The organism is Maridesulfovibrio sp. (assembly GCF_963677005.1).
Taxonomy (GTDB): Bacteria; Desulfobacterota; Desulfovibrionia; order Desulfovibrionales; family Desulfovibrionaceae; genus Maridesulfovibrio.
On the sequence record NZ_OY781616.1, the window covers coordinates 2,067,599 to 2,087,416 of the forward strand.

A 19,818-nucleotide genomic window follows, 5' to 3' on the forward strand; every position below is an offset into this window, starting at 1 on the left:
TCGGGCAGCAGGTCAGGACGGGCAGACAATTCCTTCCAGTTCAAGCAGTTTCCGCTTAAGATCCAGTCCCATAGCGAATCCGGTAAGACTTCCGTTTGAGCCCACCACGCGGTGACACGGTATTATCAGGGGCAACGGATTCTTCGAATTAGCAGCCCCCACAGCCCTGAAGGCCTTCGCCTTGCCTATATTTTCCGCCACTTCCCTGTACGTCCTTGTTTCTCCCCATGGAATGCGGCACAACTCCGCCCAGACCATTTTCTGGAAATCAGTCCCCTCCGGGGCAATTTCAAGATCAAAATTCCTGCGTTCACCGGCAAGATACTCGTTTATCTGGCGCACGGCCTCCTTGAACATGGAGTCGTCTCTGATCCAATGGTCGGGAATTTCGATCGGTCCGGCCCCGCTGCCGGTATTCAAGTGCAGGGAAGTCAGACTTTCTCCGTTTCCGGAAACGACAACTTCACATAGAGAAGTAGTGAACCTGCTGTAATATATATTCTTCATCAAAATCTCCTGCAATGACATACCGCCGGTTTTCATTTAAGCTATCGCACCGTACGGCTTACACAATTTTTATAACCTGCAGCAAAAAAGCACTGCTGTTGCTCCACGCGCAGCAACTTAAAACAAAATACGGAGAACACCATGATAATTCTCACCGCGACAGTTCAGGCTGCGCAAGGAAAAGAAAAAGACCTTGAGGATATCCTGAGGGAACTGGTCAGAAAAACGGCCAGCGAAAAAGGCGCTGTTGAATACCGGCTGCACAAGGTTGCCGGAGTTACCGGGAAATACCGCTTCATTGAAAAATTCAAGGATCAGGCCGCGTTTGACTTACATTCGGGTTCGGATCACTTCAAAAAACTGGGAGCCGCAATGGAACCGTTTGTGATCGAGAATGAACTTGAGATGCTGGAACTGCTGGACTCCATTCCAGAAAACCAATCGAAATAATGTAAGAACATATTACATTTTCCGGTACGCGTTCGCTGAAAAATTCTACCGCTCTGCAGCACGCGTGCCGTTTTTCCCGCTACCCCTGGATAAAACAAAAAGTGAAATCAGGGGAACCAATCCCCCCACGATGCCCATTCTGCCTATCATTTCAATCTTGGATCCCCAGTCAAACGAGATGATTTCCATGGCTGCGGCAGCGAATATGAAACTGCTGAACGTGATCAGGGCAGATGCAGCACCGATGTCCCGGTCTACGGTTTCGAGGATCATATGGTTGCTTATCGGTCTGCTTAAACCGATGAAAAAAGTCATCAGAATCATGGTAATAAAAAACATCACCTTGTCACCGCCCAGAAAATATATCCCTGTTGCAGCACAAAGCACCCCGATAAGGGAAAATTTCAATATGGCCATGGATGAGTAACCCACGCAAAGTCGGGAACAGGCAAATGATCCGGCCATGAATCCAAAGGCGTTCAAGCCGAAAAACATGGCATACTGCTGCTCGCTGAGTCCGAACCCCGAAATGTAAATATCCGCTGAGCCGGCCAGAAAACCGAAAAAACCTATACTCACAAAGGCAAAAGCAAAGCAGTAGACAGTAAAACGCAGGTTTCTAAACACAACCGGATAACGGGCCAGCATTTCCAGTACTCCGCCGCTGGTCTTCTCAAAGTCCGGTTCACGGAAGGCCAGCGCGCCCAAAAAAGCCACCGAAGCCAGCAACGCCTGACAGGCGAATATCCATTCCCAACTCAAATACCTGGTAGTAATACTCCCAAGCATGGGAGCTACCATCGGACAGAGGGGAATAATAACGCCGATATATGCCAGCACCTTCTGCCGCTCAGTGCCTGAATAAAGATCCTTTGCCAGAGCCATGGACAAAGCGGAGGCGGAGGCAGCACCTGCAGCCTGAATTATGCGGGACACAACAAGCATCCAGATATTGACGGACAAGGCACAGAGCAGACACCCGGCCACATAGATGCCCACACCGACCACAAGCACCGGCTTGCGCCCGAACCTGTCTGAAAGCGGGCCGTATATCAGCATAAAAAAACTGAATGCAAGAAAGAATGCCACCAGCGACAGATTGACCGAGGACAACGGTATGCCCCACTCAGCCTGTATCGTCGGCAGGGCGGGGAGGTACATGTCGGTGGAGATGGCCGGGAAAGCGGCGAGCATGGTAATAAAAAGAAAATTGGGCATGAAAACACACCTTTCAAAATCACCCGTAACGCGGGTTGGCTGTCAGAGGAAAAAGATATCTGCTGATGCAAAAATAGACTGAAAGTGCTGAGTTCGGAGTAGAAGGTATAAGGTACAGCCGCACCGAAGGTCAACCGCAATTATACTTATTCTCCCCGGAGCTGGAATGAAGCACAGCAAAAAATACGGCTGAACCGGAAGAAAAATCGCAACGCCCTGTCAGGTTCTGAGCGGCAGGGAAATAACAAATACAGCCCCTTTTTTCTCATAACTTTCGGCAGAAATACTGCCGTGGTGCTCGCTCATTATTCTGCCGGCCACAGCTAGCCCCTGGCCGGTACCCTTTCCTTGTTTCTTGGTGGAAAAGAAGGGCTCGAATATCCTGCCCAGATTCTCCCTGGGAATACCTATGCCATTGTCCGAGATAACGATTCTGACATCTGAACCGACCCTGCCGCTGGCAATTCTTATGGTTCCCCTGACGATGTCACTACCGGAATGTCTTATGGTTATAGCTTCCACGGCATTAATTATCACTGTTATCAAGACATGGATTATGTCCCGTGAAATACAGCTGACAGCCGGAAGGTTCGGAGCAAGATCAAGATCCATTACCGCAATACCGTCCCAGGTGCTGTGGGTAATGTCCACGCACTGGCGGATCAGACTGTTTATATCCTCCGGTTCAGAAACAGCAGGCCCGGTGGTTGCGAGTTCGCTTATTGAAGCAACAATGTCTGAAATATGCATTATGCTGCTGTCGTTCTCATCCAGAACCCCCGGCACTTCCTGCATGATTGCAGAAAGATCACTCTCCTCCAGCCCGGCTTCGGGGAGACCGGACTCAGCCCCTCCATGCCCCTCCTGTTTCATATTGCCAACCAAATTATTCAGGGCGGCAAACGCCCGACGCAGAAAGGCCGAGTTGACTTCGAGATACTTCAGCGGAGCGCTTATTTCATGGGCAATCCCCCCGGCAAGCATTCCGACGGAACTCAACCGCTGCTGCCGCAGCATCTCATGCTCCATCTTCTTCAGTCTTGAAATATCGGTCGTGACCGCCAGAAGACCGGTAGATTCATTCAATTCGCTACGGAGAATACGCGGGGAGAACAGCACGGTCACTTCACCCCCGTTCTTTCTGCGGAGTGGAAGCTCAAACGAATCCAGTTTGCCGTTCGGTAATCCGTCAACCTTGCTTGAATATTCCTCGAAACCGTCTTCATTCAGCAGACGGTGAAAAGGCATGCTGCGAAGTTCGTCCGGATCATAACCGAGCATGCGGGCAAAAGGAAAATTACAGAAAAGGACAAAACCGCCCTGATCCAGATAAACGATGCCCTCACCCATTGTTTCGACAAGGGTCCGGTATTTTTTCTCATTCAGGCGGGAGCCGAGTTCAGCTTTCTTGAGTCCGGCCGCACTGTAGATCATCAGGCCGCCCAACGCCCAGGCCAGCAGAGTCACCCCCACAAAGCCCCTTCGCCCGGCCAGAGCGGCGGACATTACCTGCCCGAGGGGAACCGAAACACTAATTCCTCCCCTCACATCGCCTGCCTTGTATCCCTGTGCGGCATGACATTTCAGGCAGCTTTCTTCCGTAACCAGAGGGATCATCAGCCGCATATATTCCTTTCCGTCCATCGTCCGGACACCGCTCACTTCTTTCGCTCCATGCCTTTCAATCCGGTCAAGAGCTTCCCGTTCCCAGTCGTCAGCCTTATTTTCCGGTCGGATGGGGTTAAGGCTGGTTATATGGCCGATCAACCCCGAAGCGGTTTCCCCTAGTTCATGGACCTGTCTGGTCATATACGCAGGATTGATTTTAGTGAGCCTCAAACCGTTGCCGGCATCAAGATCACGGTTTTTCAGGTCAAGGTAGGGGTTGGGGAGAAGCTTTTCACCAAGCGGAGCGTAAACACCGCCGAACATTGAATTCCAGCGGCGGTAGATGATATCTTTTTCAATGGATGTTCGAGCCTGAATCCTGGCAGACTCCAGGGCATGCCCGTACAAACGGTTCAGACTGATCTGCAGAAAAGCTCCTGCCGCAACTGTCCAGACAGCAAAAATCAGCCAGAAAAAAGCCCTGTACCCGTGTAACGAACCACGGGCACTGAATATTCTGTTTTCCTGCCTGCTGAACATTTCCGCAAATCCCTCTAAGTCAGAATATGCCGGGACTGGAACAGTCCACGATTGACAATAACCGACAAATGGAAATTATGTCCAACAGAAACGAATAAGTTTTTTCGGGCTATGGCATACAGACAAAGTCTGAAATTTTACCTGCACGGAAATAGAGAGTTAAGGACCGAAAGAAGCATCTGGAACAAGATATATTCCATTTCGCAAAAAGGAGCTTACAGGTGACTATGTGTAATAAATACCTTCGGAACAACCGAACAGCCGGTTAAGACTTTCCACGGACCGCCCTGAAGTGAGAACAATGAGGTAGTCCCCGGCAACTACCTCGAATCCGGGGGAAGGCAGTTTATTGAGGTCCTGATCCCCACCGGTTCCACGACTTACCCCGATGGCCAGGACATTGAATCTTTCCTTCAGCTCATCAAAGATATCACCGTAGCGCATCCCGGAAAAGCGGCTCCCCTCTTTCACATAATACTGCTGAACATCATAGTCGCCGTTACCGGTGGCGGAAGAAAGGATATCCTCATTGAACCTGGCAACGCTCGGCTCAAAGATATAACTGGCAACGATCTTGGACGAAATATCATTGCGGCAGATGGTGAAACTCACCCCGGCGCTGGTGAAGGTTTCCTTCAGCTCGGAATTATCAATTGTCACCACGCAGGAAAGATGCGGATAAAATTTTTTGGCATTGAGTACAAAAACAAGGTTCCGGGTGTCGTCTCCCAGATTGGGCATGAGTGAAACCGCTTCCGAGGCATTGGCCTTTTTGAGACACTCCCGGCAGTTCATATCGGTATAAATGACGAACACCTTGTCCCGATTAAAACTTTCATAGATAAAATCGATATGGTCCTTGTTGTCGGTCGCAATGCATACTCTTTTTCCGGCATGGACCAGCTGGCTTACGACATCCTCGGAAAATTCATTCCAGCCCGCTATGATCACATGATTGGTAAATTCCGTTCCGTCAAAACCCATCTTTCTTCTCTCCGCCAACCCTTGAATGTGGTCTGTCAAATTACCTATGAAATACCCCAGAATACCGATACTTCCGAGCACCATGGTCATGGAGACAATCTTTCCGGCACTGGATGTCGGATAGAAATCACCGTACCCGACAGTCGTAAGGGTCACCAGCGAATACCAGAACGCATCAAAAACAGTCTTGATGTTCGAGTTGTCACCGGATGACTCGAAATAATAAATCAGCAGGATAACAGCCGCATACGCAGCCAGCCCCGCCCACAGGCACAGGAAGCTCTTTTTCATGATTGCCGGGCATCTGTTAAGTTTGGTTGCGTCAACAATTGACAGCAGTTTCTATTTTAGCAGGACCGGACGGGGTATGACAACTCGGGACAGGCAATATTGCGGACAATTTAACACAAACGTCTGCATTGAGTATGAACGGGTGTGTTAAAGAAGCAGTGCGTTTATTTCCAAGCAGGTTTATCCGGGGATCAGAAATCGCTCCGATTCTTTTGCCCCGTCACTCTTCATGCAGAGCACAATCAGGTAAAGCAGCCCGACAACCGGTACAAGAGCGGTAAAAACAAGTCTGCGATCCTTGCCAAGAGCATTGAGTCTGCGAACAATCAGCGCCGCACAAGGAAGTATGGAAGAAACAATGAAAAGCCCGCCCAAAGTCCCTATTACTTTGGAGGCAAACGGATGCTCAACCCCGTAGCCCAGAAGGATCAGCAGACATATTATTGCCCCGTGGATCAACGCAAAATAACTGAACTCGTTCCTTGTTGCAGTCGAATAAAAATTATTAAAATTTTTCCATATATTAAAATATTTTTTCATCTACAGTTCCTCCGCGAAAGGCGCCGTAACACCCTCCCCTTTCAAAATCAAAAAGCAACCCGCCATGCCCGGATACAGGCATCAATCAACGATTATTTACGTCCGCCAACTTTTCGGTTCTATTTCAGTATGTGTCAAGGCTTTTCACTTTAGATTTTTTTTGAAAAATCAACTGCACATGTCGGTACGACATACACGGAAAGGAAAAATCGGGCCTAAATCCCAAACCATCATTAATCCTTTTCATAATTGACATTCGACAGTGTATAAAGTCAGAAAGTATAAGATAAGGACTTGGTATGATACCACTATCCTTTACCCTGCAATCAACTTAAAGGCAGCACAATGCCCACATCATCCAAGACAACTAAGGACGGAGAGCAACCGGTTCTGGAATTCAGAGAAGTCGGTTTTCACTGGCCCGGCGGAAAAGGTTTTGACAACGTATCATTTGCCGTTCCTGCCGGAGGGTTCGCACTCATCACCGGTCCGTCCGGTGCAGGAAAATCAACCCTGCTGCGGCTGGCGGTCAGGCTGGAAGAAGCCTGTACCGGGAGCATTCTGCTTGAAGGAACCCAGCTTAAATCAATCTATCCACCGCTGATGCGCTCCCGCATAGGACTGGTCCAGCAGACCCCGACGCTCCTTCCCGGAACAATCAGAGAAAACCTTTTGATGCCCTTCAACCTGCGTATAAGAAAAGGAAAACCGAAACCTGATGACCCGGAAATGACAGAATGGCTGGAAAGGCTGGGACTTGGAGAAATAGGTCTGCAAACAAATGTCGCAGGTCTTTCGGTAGGACAACGCCAGCGGTTGTGCCTTATCCGTTCTGCGCTCACACACCCGGCGGTTCTATGTTTTGATGAACCTACAAGTGCACTGGACAGTAAAAGCCGGGAGCTGGTGGAAAAAACCGCTGAGCATCTTTCGGAAGAAGGAATTGCCGTGCTCATGGTCAATCATACAAACTATCGACCGGCTTGCGAACATATGCTTCTGACCGTGGATAACGGTCGTGTGGAGGTTGCGTAAATGGGAGCTGAATTCATCCATATTTCATGGGGGCAGCTGGTTGCCGCGGCCAGCATGGTCACGGTTTCCGCCGCACTTTCCATTTTTTACCGGCTGAAACTGGAAAAGGACCTTGCCATAGGTGTGGTCAGGGCATTTGTTCAGTTGCTGACCATGGGCTACCTGCTGAAAATAATTTTCGGTTTGCAGGCAGCACTACCCGTAATAGCTCTCTATGCCCTGATGACGGTATTCGCTGTCCACATCATCAGGGGACGGGTTCGGGAAAAAAGCATCTCCTACATAATACCGACCGGCATGGCGGTAATGGTCAGCTTTACACTGGTTACCGTGATCGTCACCCGTTTCGTCATCGGAGCCACGCCCTGGTGGGAACCGCAATATTTCATCCCCATCGGCGGTATGATTGCCGGTAACGCCATGAATGCCCTGTCGCTTTCCCTTGAACGCTTTTTTTCTGAACTCAGAAACAGGCGCGAGGAAGTTGAAATGCAGCTTTGCCACGGAGCAGACTACAGGGAGGCTACGGAAGAAATTTTCCGCAACGCGCTGCGGGCGGGCATGATTCCATCCATAAATGCGCTTATGGGGGTCGGACTTGTTGCCCTGCCCGGAATGATGACCGGCCAGATTCTGGCCGGGGCAGACCCGGAAGAGGCTGTCCGTTACCAGATTGTTGTCATGTTCATGATGGTGGCCTCCACAGCCCTTTCTTCCATCATTGTTCTGCTGCTTGTAAGACGCAGGTGCTTTTCTTCTTCAATGTCTTTACTGGTCAGAACAGAATAGCGGGCATGTAAGGAGACAAAAACGGAGTTATGATTATGCAGTGAGAGGATGGCGTTTCCATCGGTTTCATGGTATGTTCTATACAGTAATAGTAGTTTTTCTCAATCTTGTAATTTAATTCAATCATCCTGAAAAAGGCTTTCTATTTGGACAAAGTGAAGACTCTTTTCGAAACAAACGAGGTATGCAGGAAATTCATGGATGCCTCGCCCGATGCCATAGTAATAACGGCTCCAAACGGGGATCTTCTGGCTTACAACGACAATGCGAAAGAATTGTTCGGATACGGCAGTGAAGATTCTGTGCCGAGTAACGTTCTTGAATACTACGAAGAGCCCGACAAAAGAGGGGATCTGCTGTCCATTCTGGAAGATTCAGGCAAGGTAAGTGGTTTTGAAACTGTTCTCCACACCCGCAATGGGAAAAACATAATTGCCTGTGTCAATGTCTCCGTATTTGAACAATCCGGACACAAAGTCCACATAGCCATCATTCGTGATATCTCGGCCCGCAGGAAAGCGGAAGAACAACTGATGGCAAGCGAAAAGAAATTCTCCAGCCTTTTCGACTCATCTTCAGACGCGATACTCCTGCTGGATGAAGACGGAAGAATCACGGAATGCAATAAGCAGGCGGAAAAACTATTTTTCAGTTCCAAAGGCAGGTTGCTGAACACCTGTTTCATGGATTTGTCTCCCAGACTGCAGCCCGGAGGTTGCGTTTCCAGCGAACTTTTTTTCTCCTCCATGGCTGATGTTCTTGAAGGAAAAGGCCAAAGGTTCCTCTGGCAGTTCCGACTGAAGGGGGGCACTCTGGTTGATTGCAATGTATCCCTGACCTCCGTTGAAGTCGGGAATTCAAAAATAGTCATGTGCGTTGCCGCCGATCTGAGCGAACAGCAGAACCTGATGATGAAAGGACGGCTTGACGAGATCAGATTCGAAGCTCTGTCCTCTATTTCACGGATGGTGGATGCTTCCCTTCCATCAATATATGACTACGCGCTTGAAGCGGCGGTAAGTGTTACCGAAAGCGAGATAGGATACATTTACTTTGTGAACGATGATGAAACGGAACTGACCATTCATGCGTGGTCGGAAGGAGTGATGCCGCAATGTTCTGTAAATAATCCTCAATACACCTATCGTGTCGAGGATACGGGAATATGGGGCGATGCCATAAGACTGCGCCAGCCCGTAATCACCAACGACTACGAAAATTGCGCAGGCAAAAAAGGGCTGCCGAAAGGCCATATTCAAATCAAGAGGCACATGAATGTGCCCCTTTTCGATGGGGACAGCATTGTGCTGCTTGCCGGAGTAGGCAACAAGGAAAACGACTATACTAATGAAGACGTGCGCCAGTTGACCATGCTTATGGAAGGTATGTGGAACGTGGTACGCCGCAAGCAGGCCGATGAAGCCCTCCGCGAAGCATATGCAGGAATGGAAATTGAGGTTTTCGAACGCACCGAAAAACTCAGTGAGGCTCTGGCCGGTCTGAAAAGAAAAAATGAAGAGATAAGCCGCGAAATCAAATCCCGTCGAGCAGCGGAAAAACAGCTGAGAATAAATGCCGGGAGACTGGCGCTTGCAACCCGTTCCGGAAAACTCGGCGTATGGGAATGGGAAATTGCATCCGGAAAACTTATCTGGAACGAGCGCATGTTCGAAATATACCGGTGCAGGCGAGACCGGTTTTCCGGAACATATACCGCATGGATGAAAATGATTCATCCGGACGACCTGGCCGGACTGGAGATAGCTCTGAGCGATGCAATTGAAAATAACGGACATTTTGAATGGGAATTTCGCATTATCCGGCCGGAAGGGAAAACCCGCTATCTGAAAGCAAGCGGGCTTACCATGGAAGACCCGGGCGGTCGCCCGCAATCCGTAATCGGCATAACACAGGATATCACGGATCAAAGAGAGCTTGAGGAACAGCTGCGCAGATATGAAAGGGTCATAGCCGTAACCCCGGATCTGATATTCCTTGTAAATGCCGATTATGAATATGTTATGGTCAATGATTCATATGCCAAAGCCTTCGGGTATTCTCCGGATTATTTCATCGGAAGGCACGTGCAGGAGTTCATCGGCCATGATCTGTTCAAGGAATGCTTCAGTCCCCGCATTGACATGGCATTTGCAGGCAGACCGCAATCACATGAGACCTGGATCAATCTACCGGCCGCGGGCAGACGTTTTTTTTCCCTCACATATCAGATGATAGATTCAATAGACAAAAAGGGACGACTCATAGCCGTAGCCGCTCATGATATCACTGCGGTCAAGCTGGCAGAGGAAGACCGCAAAAACATATTCGAGGTCTCTCTTGATCTGCTCAGCATCGCAGACTTCAAAGGCCGCTTTCTGGAACTGAATCCCTCCTGGCACAAAACACTGGGCTGGTCTGAAGATGACCTGAAAGGCAGAAGCTGGATAGACTTCACCCACCCTGACGACCGTGAACGTTCACTGATATCAATGGAAAGCCTCATGGAGGGAATCGAGGTCCGCGACTCTGAAAGCCGGTTCCGGGACAAAGACGGAAACTGGCGCTGGATTTCGTGGAGTCTCCACCCGGACAAGGAGCGCGGAAAAATCACAGCAGTGGCCCGCGATGTCTCCGAGCAGAAATCAATGGTCGAAGAATTGAAAAGGCTGGCCAGCACAGACCCGCTTACCGGGGCAAGCAACCGAAGATTTTTCCTGGAGCGCGCACGGGAAGAAATAGACCGCTTCAAGCGCTACGGCGGAAGCCTGTTCTTCATGATGCTTGATATCGATCATTTCAAACTTATCAACGACACCTACGGTCACGAAGTGGGTGACCGCGTACTGCAGGAGCTTGTGAAATGTTCGCGTAAGACCCTGCGGACTTCGGACGTTTTCGGCAGAATAGGCGGAGAAGAATTCGCAGCCGTGCTGGTTCAGGGCGATATGGATTCGGCCCGGCAGGTTGCTGAGCGACTGCGGACAACTCTGGGCGACATGAAAATTCGCTGTGGGAAAAATATTGTGAAATTTACCGTAAGCATAGGCCTGACCTGCATACCCAGTGAGAGCCCCACCATAGAAGAAGCCATGAAGCAGGCTGACCGTTGCCTGTACCAGGCCAAAAACGAAGGCCGTAACAGAGTGGTCAGCAGGTGCGATTGATTTCCTGTTGCCAGTGACAGTGCAGCACGTTCAATAAGATCTCCCGTAAATCCCTCCGCCTGCCTATTGCAGTCGGTCCTCACACCACGCGCCCGGTGGACGGCAATTCCGCTACAAGCCACCGGCAGATTGCGACTGTCCGAAAAACAGGACTCCCCCTATTGAGCCTCGACATCGCCTGAAACAGTACCATTGCAGCCTTGTGACGGTTGTCCGTTTTTACGGAGTCCTTTTTTTCAGAATATTGTGCAAAAAAGCACAAACATGCTCACGCGAATCTATAAAAATTTTTACCCCGCCTCTGACACAAGCACTCACTCGATTTTATTTTTCTCCATATTTACAGGCAATTAAACACCAAAAACAAGCGCTAAAAAACAGCCTTCGAATGGGCTGGTATGTATATTGCTGTCTATCATTGTATGATTGACCAATCATAATCATTGATATAGCTTCCAACCGTCGCAACAGGTCGACTGACATCAAGATTGCTCAGGCTCTTTGGAGAAATAACGGCCCGGGTAAATAAGCAACGCAGAGAGAATATCTGCTTGACTGATTGACCAATCTAAGATGCCGACCGTTGTTACCGTCCAAGCGGTAAGGGCCTTCCCCCAAGAAGGCCCCGCAACAGGATGAAAAAGAGGGATATACCGGAAATTTTCGTGGATTCGGAGATTCCGGCGGCTGAGGTTACGGGTTCCACATACCATTTAAGTTTTCACGGAGGACGAAACTGCACTGAAACAGCACATCCAGTTTCTACCGGTAGTTTCCAGGCCATAAGGCCAGTTCAAGAATCATTCTAAGTTTTAAGGATTGATCCGTTGAAGAACAGATATATACCCATAACACTTATCGTCGCTGTATGCCTCATTGCTGCTGCGGCCGGATTTCTCTTCCCGCCATCAGAACCGGAAACCCCGGTTCGAGTTGTGTTGGACAACAGCGGCGGAAGAGTAATCTTCACCCACGTTACCCACACAGAAGATTTCGGCTACGAATGCTCCGACTGTCACCATGACGAGATCGGACAGGACAAGCCTCTTCCGTGCGGCTCATGTCACCCCAAGGCGTTTGATGAAAAATTCCGCAAGGCACACCAGAAGAACTTCGCGAACACCGAAGCCTGCCTTCGCTGCCATGAAAATGTTCCCACCGGTCCCCTTGCCGAAGAGGACAGGCCGGATACCGAAAATATTCCTTTACGGTCTGAGGCCTTCCACACCCAGTGCATGAGCTGTCATGAAAACGATGGCGGTCCCTACGGCGAAAACTCCTGTTACACGTGCCACGCGAGGTAGTTTAGATGCTCAAGATTCATTATTCATTGGAATCAGATGCCAGAGACGCCATCAGCGAAATATCCGCGCCGGCAGAACTGAACATCCGGGTGCGCAACCTCGTCCTGAACACCAAAAAGGGACAGAGCCTTGCCCGTGGCGACATGATCGCCGAGCACCCTTCAAAATACGGTGGAGCCTACCATGCGTCAGCGTCCGGCAAGGTTTCCAAAATAAATTATCATAACATGACCATCCAGTGCGATGCGGCCGGAACCGCTGTCGAGCCTCTGGATGTGCAGTCCATGGGCCCGGGCAAGGATCTGCTGCGCACACTGCAGGGACTGGGGATTGATACGGCTCCCCTGGCCTCAAGCAGCGAAAGGCTGGTCATCAACGGTCTCAATCCCGAACCGGGAATCACTGTGGCCGAGGTTCTCCTTGAAACTGAAAAAGATGTGATCGAGACAGGTCTGCGCATAGCCCAGTCCATGATCACCCCTGTGCAGACGGTGCTGGCGGTAGCTTCCGGAACATCCTATTCCCTTACCGGTGCGGAAACATTCTTCATAAAACCGAAATATCCGCGTTCTCTGGACGCATTGGTTGTGAAAAAAATAACAGGGAAGGAATTCCCGGCCGACACCAAAGTGATCAGCGTGATGGACCTCTACAACATCGGTCTCGCCGCAGAAAGCGGACTTCCGGTGACCGATACGCTGATGACCGTCAACAAGCGCAATTACCGCGTCCCGCTCGGAACACCGATCAGCCACCTGCTTAACGAACTGGATCTGCCCGTAAAGTCAGGAGACAAGGTTGTACTGGGCGGCCCCTTCCGCGGGGAAGCTGTCTACAGTCTGGATGAAGGTGTAAAAAAGGGAGACTACGGCCTGTTTGTCATCACAGCCGGAGCGTTTCCATCCATTGAGGATGCCACCTGCATAAACTGCGGAGAGTGTGTGCTCAGCTGTCCCGGCCGCCTGCAGCCGAATTTGCTCAGCCGTTACGCAGAATATGAAATGTTCGACAAGGCCGAGCAGCACCATCTGAACAGCTGTTTCGAGTGCGGGCTGTGTTCCTTCAACTGTACGGTTCGAAGACCTATTCTGCAGTACATCCGCTTTGCAAAGGATCAGCTCCGGGCCAGCGGACATTCAGAGTAGGCTCAAGACAGCCTGCCGGGCATGAAAATGCCTCACAGGCACTTTCGTTGACGGCCACGGGGAAAGCCCCATGGATATCCCTGAATAGAGGGACGCCGGAATACCAGGCCTCCGCTATTGATTGGACAATCATACAGGGACAAACCGGACGAACAATAAAAACCAAAGTTTCAAGGGTTTACATATGACTCCTCCAGTAATCAAAGCAATGTCCGACATTTCGGTCAGACTTACGGTCTCGCCCGCTCCGCACTGGCGCAGCAGACGAACCGTAACGAAGATGATGCAGTACCATCTTCTGGCGCTGCTCCCCGCTCTGCTAGCGGCATTCAACATGTACGGCCTGCCGGCTCTTGCCACGGCAGGAACTGCCGGTGCCGTTGCAGTACTTACAGAGATCCTCTGTCTGAAAATGCAGGATCGGGACATAAACGTTGATAACTTCACCGCCCTATACGAAGGGCTGCTCTTCGCCTTTCTGCTGCCTGCCACCGCGCCGTGGTGGATGGTGGCCTGCGGAGCGGCAATCACCATCGTACTCGGCCGCACAGTCTTCGGCGGGTTCGGAACCAATCCGGTCTGTGCCCCGCTTGTGGCATGGGCTTTCTGCCGCGTCTCCTGGCCTGCCGCCATGGACATAGACCTCAACCTGGCAACATTCGCCATCAACGCTCCGCTTGACCAGCTTAAGCACTTCGGAATCGATTCGCTCGGACAGTTCGACTATACGGACCTGTTCCTCGGCCGTCAGCTCGGAGGGTTCGGAGCTTCGCAGATCATAGCCGTGCTGGCCGGGGGAATTTTCCTCGTAGCCACCGGATGGGTTCGCATATTCATTCCTGCTGCGTTTCTGATCGGTGTTGCCGCTACAGCATCTATCTTCTGGATGATCAATCCCGAAATGTACGCCGACCCGCTCTTCCACCTGCTGACCGGTTCGGTCATGTTCGGGGCCTTCTTCCTGGCGCCGGACGTGGCATCGTGCCCGGTAGGCATCATTCCGCAGGTCCTTTACGGGCTCATCGCCGGGATCATGGTCATCATCATCAGGGTCTACGGCATCTACCCCGACGGCGTTCCCTTTGCCATCATGGTGGCAAACATCCTGACTCCCCTGCTCGACCGGGTGCGTCCCAAACCTTTCGGAGGCAGATAAACCATGCGCGAAATAATTCATATGATCGTGGTTCTCTCCATCATCTGCGCCACATCCGGAGCAGTACTGGTCAACCTCAAGCAGGCGACCAAAGGACAGATAGAACAGCAGGTTCTGACCTATGTACAGGGCCCGGCTCTTCTTTCGGTTCTTGAAAACCGCGACAACGACCCCATCAAGGAACGCATGACCATCAAAGACGTCACCGTATTTCCGGCCATGAAAGACGGAAAACTGGTCGGCGTGGCTCTTGAATCCTTTGCCCCCGGTTATTCCGGAGATATCGGAGTCATGGTCGGATTCGATGTGAACAAGGATGAGCTTCTCGGAATAGGGATCACCACCCAGACGGAGACTCCCGGACTTGGAACCCGCGTTACCGAACCGTCATTCACTGGCAGGTTCAAAGGACACGGACTGGGCTCCATGCAGCTGGTAGCCAAGGGCGGTGACATAGACTCGGTTGCCGGAGCCACCTACTCCTCCACCGGTACAGTGGACGCGGTACGCAAGGCTATTGAAATCTACCAGTCCATCAAGCCGGAAATCAACCTGATCTGGAAGAAATCCTAAGGAGATACCATGAGCCGCTTAGTAAAAGAATTTGCAAAAGGACTCTGGGCCGAACTTCCTCCGTTCAGGGTTCTGCTGGGGCTCTGCCCCACGCTGGCCGTAACTTCCACTGCCGAAAACGGTCTTGGAATGGGCCTTGCGGTCGTATTCGTTCTGACCATGTCCAACCTGATCATCTCGGCGATCAGGAAAATCATACCTGCCAAGGTTCGCATAGCCTGCTTCATCGTTATCACGGCCTCGCTGGTCGTTGCCGTTGAACTGCTCATGCAGGCATATGTCTACCCGCTCTATCAGCGCCTCGGCATCTTTGTTCCACTGATCGTTGTAAACTGTCTGATACTGGGACGCGCGGAAGCCTTCGCTTCCAAAAACGGTGTGCTGCTGTCCATTGCCGATGCTCTGGGAATGGGACTCGGCTTCACCGCCTCGCTGACCTTTCTCGGTGCCATACGCGAAATCCTCGGAAGCGGAACGGTCTTCGGAGCGCAGGTCATGTGGTCCTCTTTCCAGCCGGCAGAGCTTATGGTCAAGGCACCGGGCGCTTTCGTAGCCCTGGGGGTCATCCTTGCCGGCATGAACGCCTTCAACAGGTACCAGAGCCGCAGAAAGGGCGAAACTCCGCCCGATGTGATGAATTCATCCTGCGCCGGCTGCGGAGCCTGCGGGGCAATCCAGAATCTCAAGGACAAGTAGGGGAGGACGCAGGAAATGGAATACTTCATGCTTTTTATCTCCGCCATTTTTATCAACAACATCGTGTTGGTGCAGTACCTCGGGTCCTGTCCCTTCATGGGTACCTCCAAATCCACCGATGTTGCCATGGGAATGGGCGGAGCGGTCATATTCGTCATAATCATGGCTACCGCCATCACCTGGCCCCTGCAGCAGTATGTGCTGGTGCCTTTCGGCATCGAATACCTGCAGACCATCGTCTTCATTCTGGTCATTGCCTCGCTTGTCCAGTTTGTCGAGATGTTCCTCAAAAAGGCCATACCGCCACTGTATAAATCCCTGGGCCTGTTCCTCCCGCTGATCACCACCAACTGTGCGGTGCTCGGCGTGGCTATCATGGTCCAGCGCAACGGCTACTCCTTCATCAAGTCGGTCATGTTCGGACTCGCTTCGGGCATAGGCTTCCTGATCGCTCTGGTCATTATTTCGTCAATCCGCGAACGACTGGATATCGCGCCGGTTCCGACTGTTTTCAGAGGCGTTCCCATCGCCCTGGTAACGGCAGGAATCATGTCCCTGGTGTTCTTCGCCTTCAAGGGCATGGCAGCTTAACCGGACAGTCAAGGAGAGAGATAAAATGGTTACATCTTCTATTGTTATTCTGTTTCTGCTGGGATTCACAGCAGCAGGCATACTTGCGGCAGCATCCAAGGTTCTGCATGTCGAAGAAGACCCCCGCATAGCCAAAGTGGAAGGCTGCTTTCCGGGCGCCAACTGCGGAGGCTGCGGTTTCCCCGGTTGCTCAGCCGCTGCAGCGGCAGTGGTCAAGGGTGACGCCGAACCGGAAATCTGCGTTGCGGGCGGACCTGAAATAGCCCAGAACATAGCCGCCATCATGGGGGTTGAGGCAGCATTCAAGGAGCCCAAAGTTGCGGGTAACATCTGCACCGGCGGTTCCAGAGCCAACCTGCTCTTTGAATACGAAGGGGTGGAAGACTGCCGCGCGGAGGCCCTGCTTTACGGGGGGGAGAAAATATGCGGACTGGGCTGCATCGGAATGGGGTCCTGCGTCAAAGTGTGCTCTTTCGACGCAATCCGCCTCAACGACGACGGCATCCCGGTCGTAGACATGAACGCCTGCCGCTCCTGCGGCAAATGCGCGGAAGTATGCCCCACCGGAGCCATCCGCATCAGCGGCATGACCATGGACCTGCTGCACCTCAACCAGATAGACGACTGCCTGGCTCCCTGCATGCAGAAATGTCCGGCCCAGATAGACGTCCGCACATATATAAACCAGATGAAAAACGGCAACATGCGCGGTGCTCTTTTAACCATGAAAGAACGCAACCCGCTTCCGCTGGCAGTAGGCCGTCTCTGCCCTGCTCCCTGCGAAACAATCTGCCGCCGCAATATCGCCGATGACGGTGTTGCCATCCATACCCTGCACCGCTTTGTGGCCGACTGGGAAATGAACTCCGGTTCACGTATCAAGCTGGACTGCAACCCTCCGAGCGGACATAAGGTTGCGATCATCGGTTCCGGTCCTGCGGGACTTTCCTGCGCATACTTCCTGCGCCGCATAGGTCACGAGCCCTGCCTGTTCGAAAAGCGTGAGGCAATCGGCGGCATGATGAAAGGGATCATACCGGAATACCGTCTTCCGTCCAAAGTCGTGGACTGGGAAATCCAGTCTATCCTTGATCTTGGTGTAGATGTAAAAACCGGCGTGGAATTCGGTAAGGACATCACGCTCAAGTCTCTGGAAGAGCAGGGATACGAAGCTGTTTTCATCGCCACCGGTGCATGGAAGGTTCCTGCACTGGGCATTGAAAACGATGATGCTGAAAATGTTTTAGACGCAATCTCGTTCCTGGAAAAAGTCGGCAGGGACATCACCGACCTCAAGGGTAAAAAACTTGTTGTTGTGGGTGAAACCAATACCGCAATGGATGTAGTGCGCAGTGCCGCACGCCTCGGCTGCGATGTAACCGCACTTATCGGATGCATTCAGCGCAAGATGTCCGCCAACAAGAACGAAGTTAAACGTGCTGCCGAACTCGGCGCAGACCTCATGTACCTTACCAGCCCGACCCGCGTTATTGCGGAAGACGGAAAGGTTACCGGGATTGAATTCTGCGAAGTTCAGTATGATGACCCCAAAAAGGCGGCAGGAACACCCAAGCCGGTCAGCGGCACTGAACGCATCATTGATGCGGACATAATCGTCACCGCAACCGACCGCACGGTGGACACCGCTCCGTTCAAGGATGAAAACGGCGATCCGCTTTTCAACCTGAATAAGAAGACAGGCGGAATCAAGGCAGACGGTTCTTCACTGCGTACCGACATACCAAACGTATTTGTCGGCGGTGAAGCGTACACAGGCCGCAGTATATTGATCCAGGCCGTGGCTGACGGAAGAAGAGCCGCACGGGCCATCCATCACTACGTGACCGAAGGCGACATTCCGGACCCGCAGAATCCGCAGCTCAGGGTTATTCCCGAGTCCATTCTCAAAAACATGGAAGTCACCTACACAATCCCAAGAATCAAGGTTCCCGAAATATCCGTAGAGGAACGCCGGAACACATTCAAGGAAGAGGTCAAGGGATCCATTGTGTACGAAGCGGCCCGCAAGGAAGGAAGCCGTTGCCTGCGCTGCGGTCTGACCTGCTACGATGCCGAAGCCGGATCGGAATATGCCGCTGACGCAGACGTTCATAAATTCAGCGAACTTCATAATGATTAATCCACTTAATGCGACCTTCAATAGACGTTTATTCGTCAAGGCGATAAGTGCCACGGGATTCGGGGCGGCCCTTGCGGCCACCCCGGTCTCCGCGGCCATGCGCATAGCCGATATCTTACGCATCGGAGGCCGCAGCAGCGAGATCAGCCGGACCCGTTTCATAATGGGTACGGACGTCACCATATCAGCCGTACATGAATCGGCCGAGGAAGCCGCCAAGGGAATTCAGGCCGCCTTTGACGAAATGGAAAGGCTGGCCGCTCTGTTTGACCGTCGCAATACCGATTCCGAGATATCAAGGCTCAACAGGACCGGCAGGCTGGACAACCCCTCTCCGGAATTTGTCGAATTGATTGACCATGCCAGATCCCACTATCTGCGCTCCAACGGAGTATTTGATCCTACCGTCCCCGCAGAACAGGTGACACAGGAAACACAACCCGACAGGTCTGCTCATTTTTCCGCAGCCATCAGGAAAAACGGAAATGAAATGCGACTTGAAAGCAAAGACGTGCAGATCAATCTGGACGGCATAGGAAGAGGATACATTGTTGACCGGGCATCGGAAATGCTGTCGTCCCTGGGCATTGAAAACCATCTGGTCAACGCAGGCAGCGACATCCGCGCAAAAGGCGAAAGGACTCCCGGACAGCCATGGATAGTTGCCATAACCGGACCGTGGAAAAAGGAATATTTTCAGGCTGTCATAACGCTCAAGGACGCGGCTGTATCCACTTCGGGAGGGAAAACCTTCGTAAACGAAAAATCCGCTCAGCCCTGGGCAAGCGTATCTGTAACCGCCCCCACATCAGCCGAAGCGGACGCGCTTTCGACCGCAGCTTTCCTAATGGATACCCGCAAGGCGGAACTTTTCATCAACGGCCAGAAAAACTGCGGCGGCCTCATGCTAGCGCAGGACGGCAAAAAAACATTTTCGCGCAGCTGGCAGAAGCTGGTAGGCATTTAGTCCCGCCGAGTTGTGTCAGTAAAATTTCATAATAACAAGTTGTTCCAAACCGCAGAAGCTGCCGTGAAAAACCTCCTATCCCAAATAACGGCACACACCTGTTAAACCGGGCCCCTGTAC

Annotated in this window: 17 protein-coding genes; 12 read left to right on the top strand and 5 right to left on the bottom strand. The window is 51.7% G+C overall.

Annotation, left to right across the window (positions count from 1 at the left end):
- Positions 1–12: 12 nt before the first annotated feature.
- Positions 13–507, bottom strand: a complete 495-nt coding sequence (locus ACKU4E_RS09300; protein ID WP_320170797.1) for a methylated-DNA--[protein]-cysteine S-methyltransferase — start codon at positions 505–507, stop codon at positions 13–15.
- Between the two features lie 141 nt (positions 508–648).
- Here ACKU4E_RS09300 and ACKU4E_RS09305 point away from each other — a divergent pair, with 141 nt between their 5' ends.
- A complete protein-coding gene (locus ACKU4E_RS09305; protein ID WP_320170798.1) occupies positions 649–957 on the top strand; it encodes a putative quinol monooxygenase in 309 nt (102 codons plus the stop codon).
- 45 nt (positions 958–1,002) lie between these two features.
- On the opposite strand, the gene ACKU4E_RS09310 is transcribed toward ACKU4E_RS09305, so the two are convergent.
- The 4 genes from ACKU4E_RS09310 to ACKU4E_RS09325 all read right to left on the bottom strand — a co-directional run bounded on the left by ACKU4E_RS09310 (position 1,003) and on the right by ACKU4E_RS09325 (position 6,138).
- Entirely contained in the window at positions 1,003–2,175 is a 1,173-nt protein-coding gene (locus tag ACKU4E_RS09310) for a multidrug effflux MFS transporter (RefSeq protein WP_320170799.1), read from the bottom strand.
- Between the two features lie 219 nt (positions 2,176–2,394).
- Positions 2,395–4,323: a DUF3365 domain-containing protein gene (locus tag ACKU4E_RS09315; RefSeq protein WP_320170800.1), complete on the bottom strand. Its 1,929-nt coding sequence runs from the start codon at positions 4,321–4,323 to the stop codon at positions 2,395–2,397.
- A gap of 225 nt (positions 4,324–4,548) precedes the next feature.
- Positions 4,549–5,598 (bottom strand): ion channel, encoded by a 1,050-nt coding sequence (locus tag ACKU4E_RS09320; RefSeq protein ID WP_320170801.1) that lies wholly within the window; start codon positions 5,596–5,598, stop codon positions 4,549–4,551.
- A gap of 180 nt (positions 5,599–5,778) precedes the next feature.
- Positions 5,779–6,138: a DUF805 domain-containing protein gene (locus tag ACKU4E_RS09325; RefSeq protein WP_320170802.1), complete on the bottom strand. Its 360-nt coding sequence runs from the start codon at positions 6,136–6,138 to the stop codon at positions 5,779–5,781.
- Positions 6,139–6,483: 345 nt separating this feature from the next.
- Here ACKU4E_RS09325 and ACKU4E_RS09330 point away from each other — a divergent pair, with 345 nt between their 5' ends.
- The 11 genes from ACKU4E_RS09330 (at position 6,484) to ACKU4E_RS09380 (ending at position 19,698) form a co-directional block, all read left to right on the top strand.
- Positions 6,484–7,173, top strand: coding sequence for an ATP-binding cassette domain-containing protein (locus tag ACKU4E_RS09330; protein ID WP_320170803.1), 690 nt, complete (start codon positions 6,484–6,486; stop codon positions 7,171–7,173).
- Positions 7,174–7,962: an ABC transporter permease gene (locus ACKU4E_RS09335; RefSeq protein ID WP_320170804.1), complete on the top strand. Its 789-nt coding sequence runs from the start codon at positions 7,174–7,176 to the stop codon at positions 7,960–7,962. It abuts the gene before it with no gap.
- Positions 7,963–8,117: 155 nt separating this feature from the next.
- Positions 8,118–11,126, top strand: a complete 3,009-nt coding sequence (locus ACKU4E_RS09340) for a PAS domain S-box protein (RefSeq protein ID WP_320172628.1) — start codon at positions 8,118–8,120, stop codon at positions 11,124–11,126.
- Positions 11,127–11,953: 827 nt separating this feature from the next.
- Positions 11,954–12,430: a cytochrome c3 family protein gene (locus tag ACKU4E_RS09345; protein ID WP_320170805.1), complete on the top strand. Its 477-nt coding sequence runs from the start codon at positions 11,954–11,956 to the stop codon at positions 12,428–12,430.
- Positions 12,431–12,435: 5 nt separating this feature from the next.
- Positions 12,436–13,575 (top strand): 4Fe-4S dicluster domain-containing protein, encoded by a 1,140-nt coding sequence (locus ACKU4E_RS09350; protein WP_320170806.1) that lies wholly within the window; start codon positions 12,436–12,438, stop codon positions 13,573–13,575.
- A 184-nt stretch (positions 13,576–13,759) separates the two neighbouring features.
- Complete coding sequence (locus tag ACKU4E_RS09355; protein ID WP_320170807.1) at positions 13,760–14,731, top strand: RnfABCDGE type electron transport complex subunit D; 972 nt, start codon at positions 13,760–13,762, stop codon at positions 14,729–14,731.
- Between the two features lie 3 nt (positions 14,732–14,734).
- Positions 14,735–15,304 carry an RnfABCDGE type electron transport complex subunit G gene (rnfG, locus tag ACKU4E_RS09360; RefSeq protein WP_320170808.1) on the top strand — a complete coding sequence of 190 codons (570 nt, stop codon included), beginning with the start codon at positions 14,735–14,737 and terminating at the stop codon, positions 15,302–15,304.
- Between the two features lie 9 nt (positions 15,305–15,313).
- Positions 15,314–16,000, top strand: a complete 687-nt coding sequence (locus ACKU4E_RS09365) for an electron transport complex subunit E (RefSeq protein WP_320170809.1) — start codon at positions 15,314–15,316, stop codon at positions 15,998–16,000.
- A gap of 15 nt (positions 16,001–16,015) precedes the next feature.
- The gene (locus ACKU4E_RS09370; RefSeq protein WP_320170810.1) at positions 16,016–16,591 is read left to right on the top strand and encodes an RnfABCDGE type electron transport complex subunit A; all 576 of its coding nucleotides are present in this window, start codon (positions 16,016–16,018) and stop codon (positions 16,589–16,591) included.
- A 25-nt stretch (positions 16,592–16,616) separates the two neighbouring features.
- The gene (locus tag ACKU4E_RS09375; RefSeq protein ID WP_320170811.1) at positions 16,617–18,731 is read left to right on the top strand and encodes an FAD-dependent oxidoreductase; all 2,115 of its coding nucleotides are present in this window, start codon (positions 16,617–16,619) and stop codon (positions 18,729–18,731) included.
- Positions 18,724–19,698: an FAD:protein FMN transferase gene (locus ACKU4E_RS09380; protein ID WP_320170812.1), complete on the top strand. Its 975-nt coding sequence runs from the start codon at positions 18,724–18,726 to the stop codon at positions 19,696–19,698. The genes ACKU4E_RS09375 and ACKU4E_RS09380 overlap by 8 nt, the downstream gene beginning before the upstream one ends.
- Positions 19,699–19,818 lie beyond the last annotated feature (120 nt).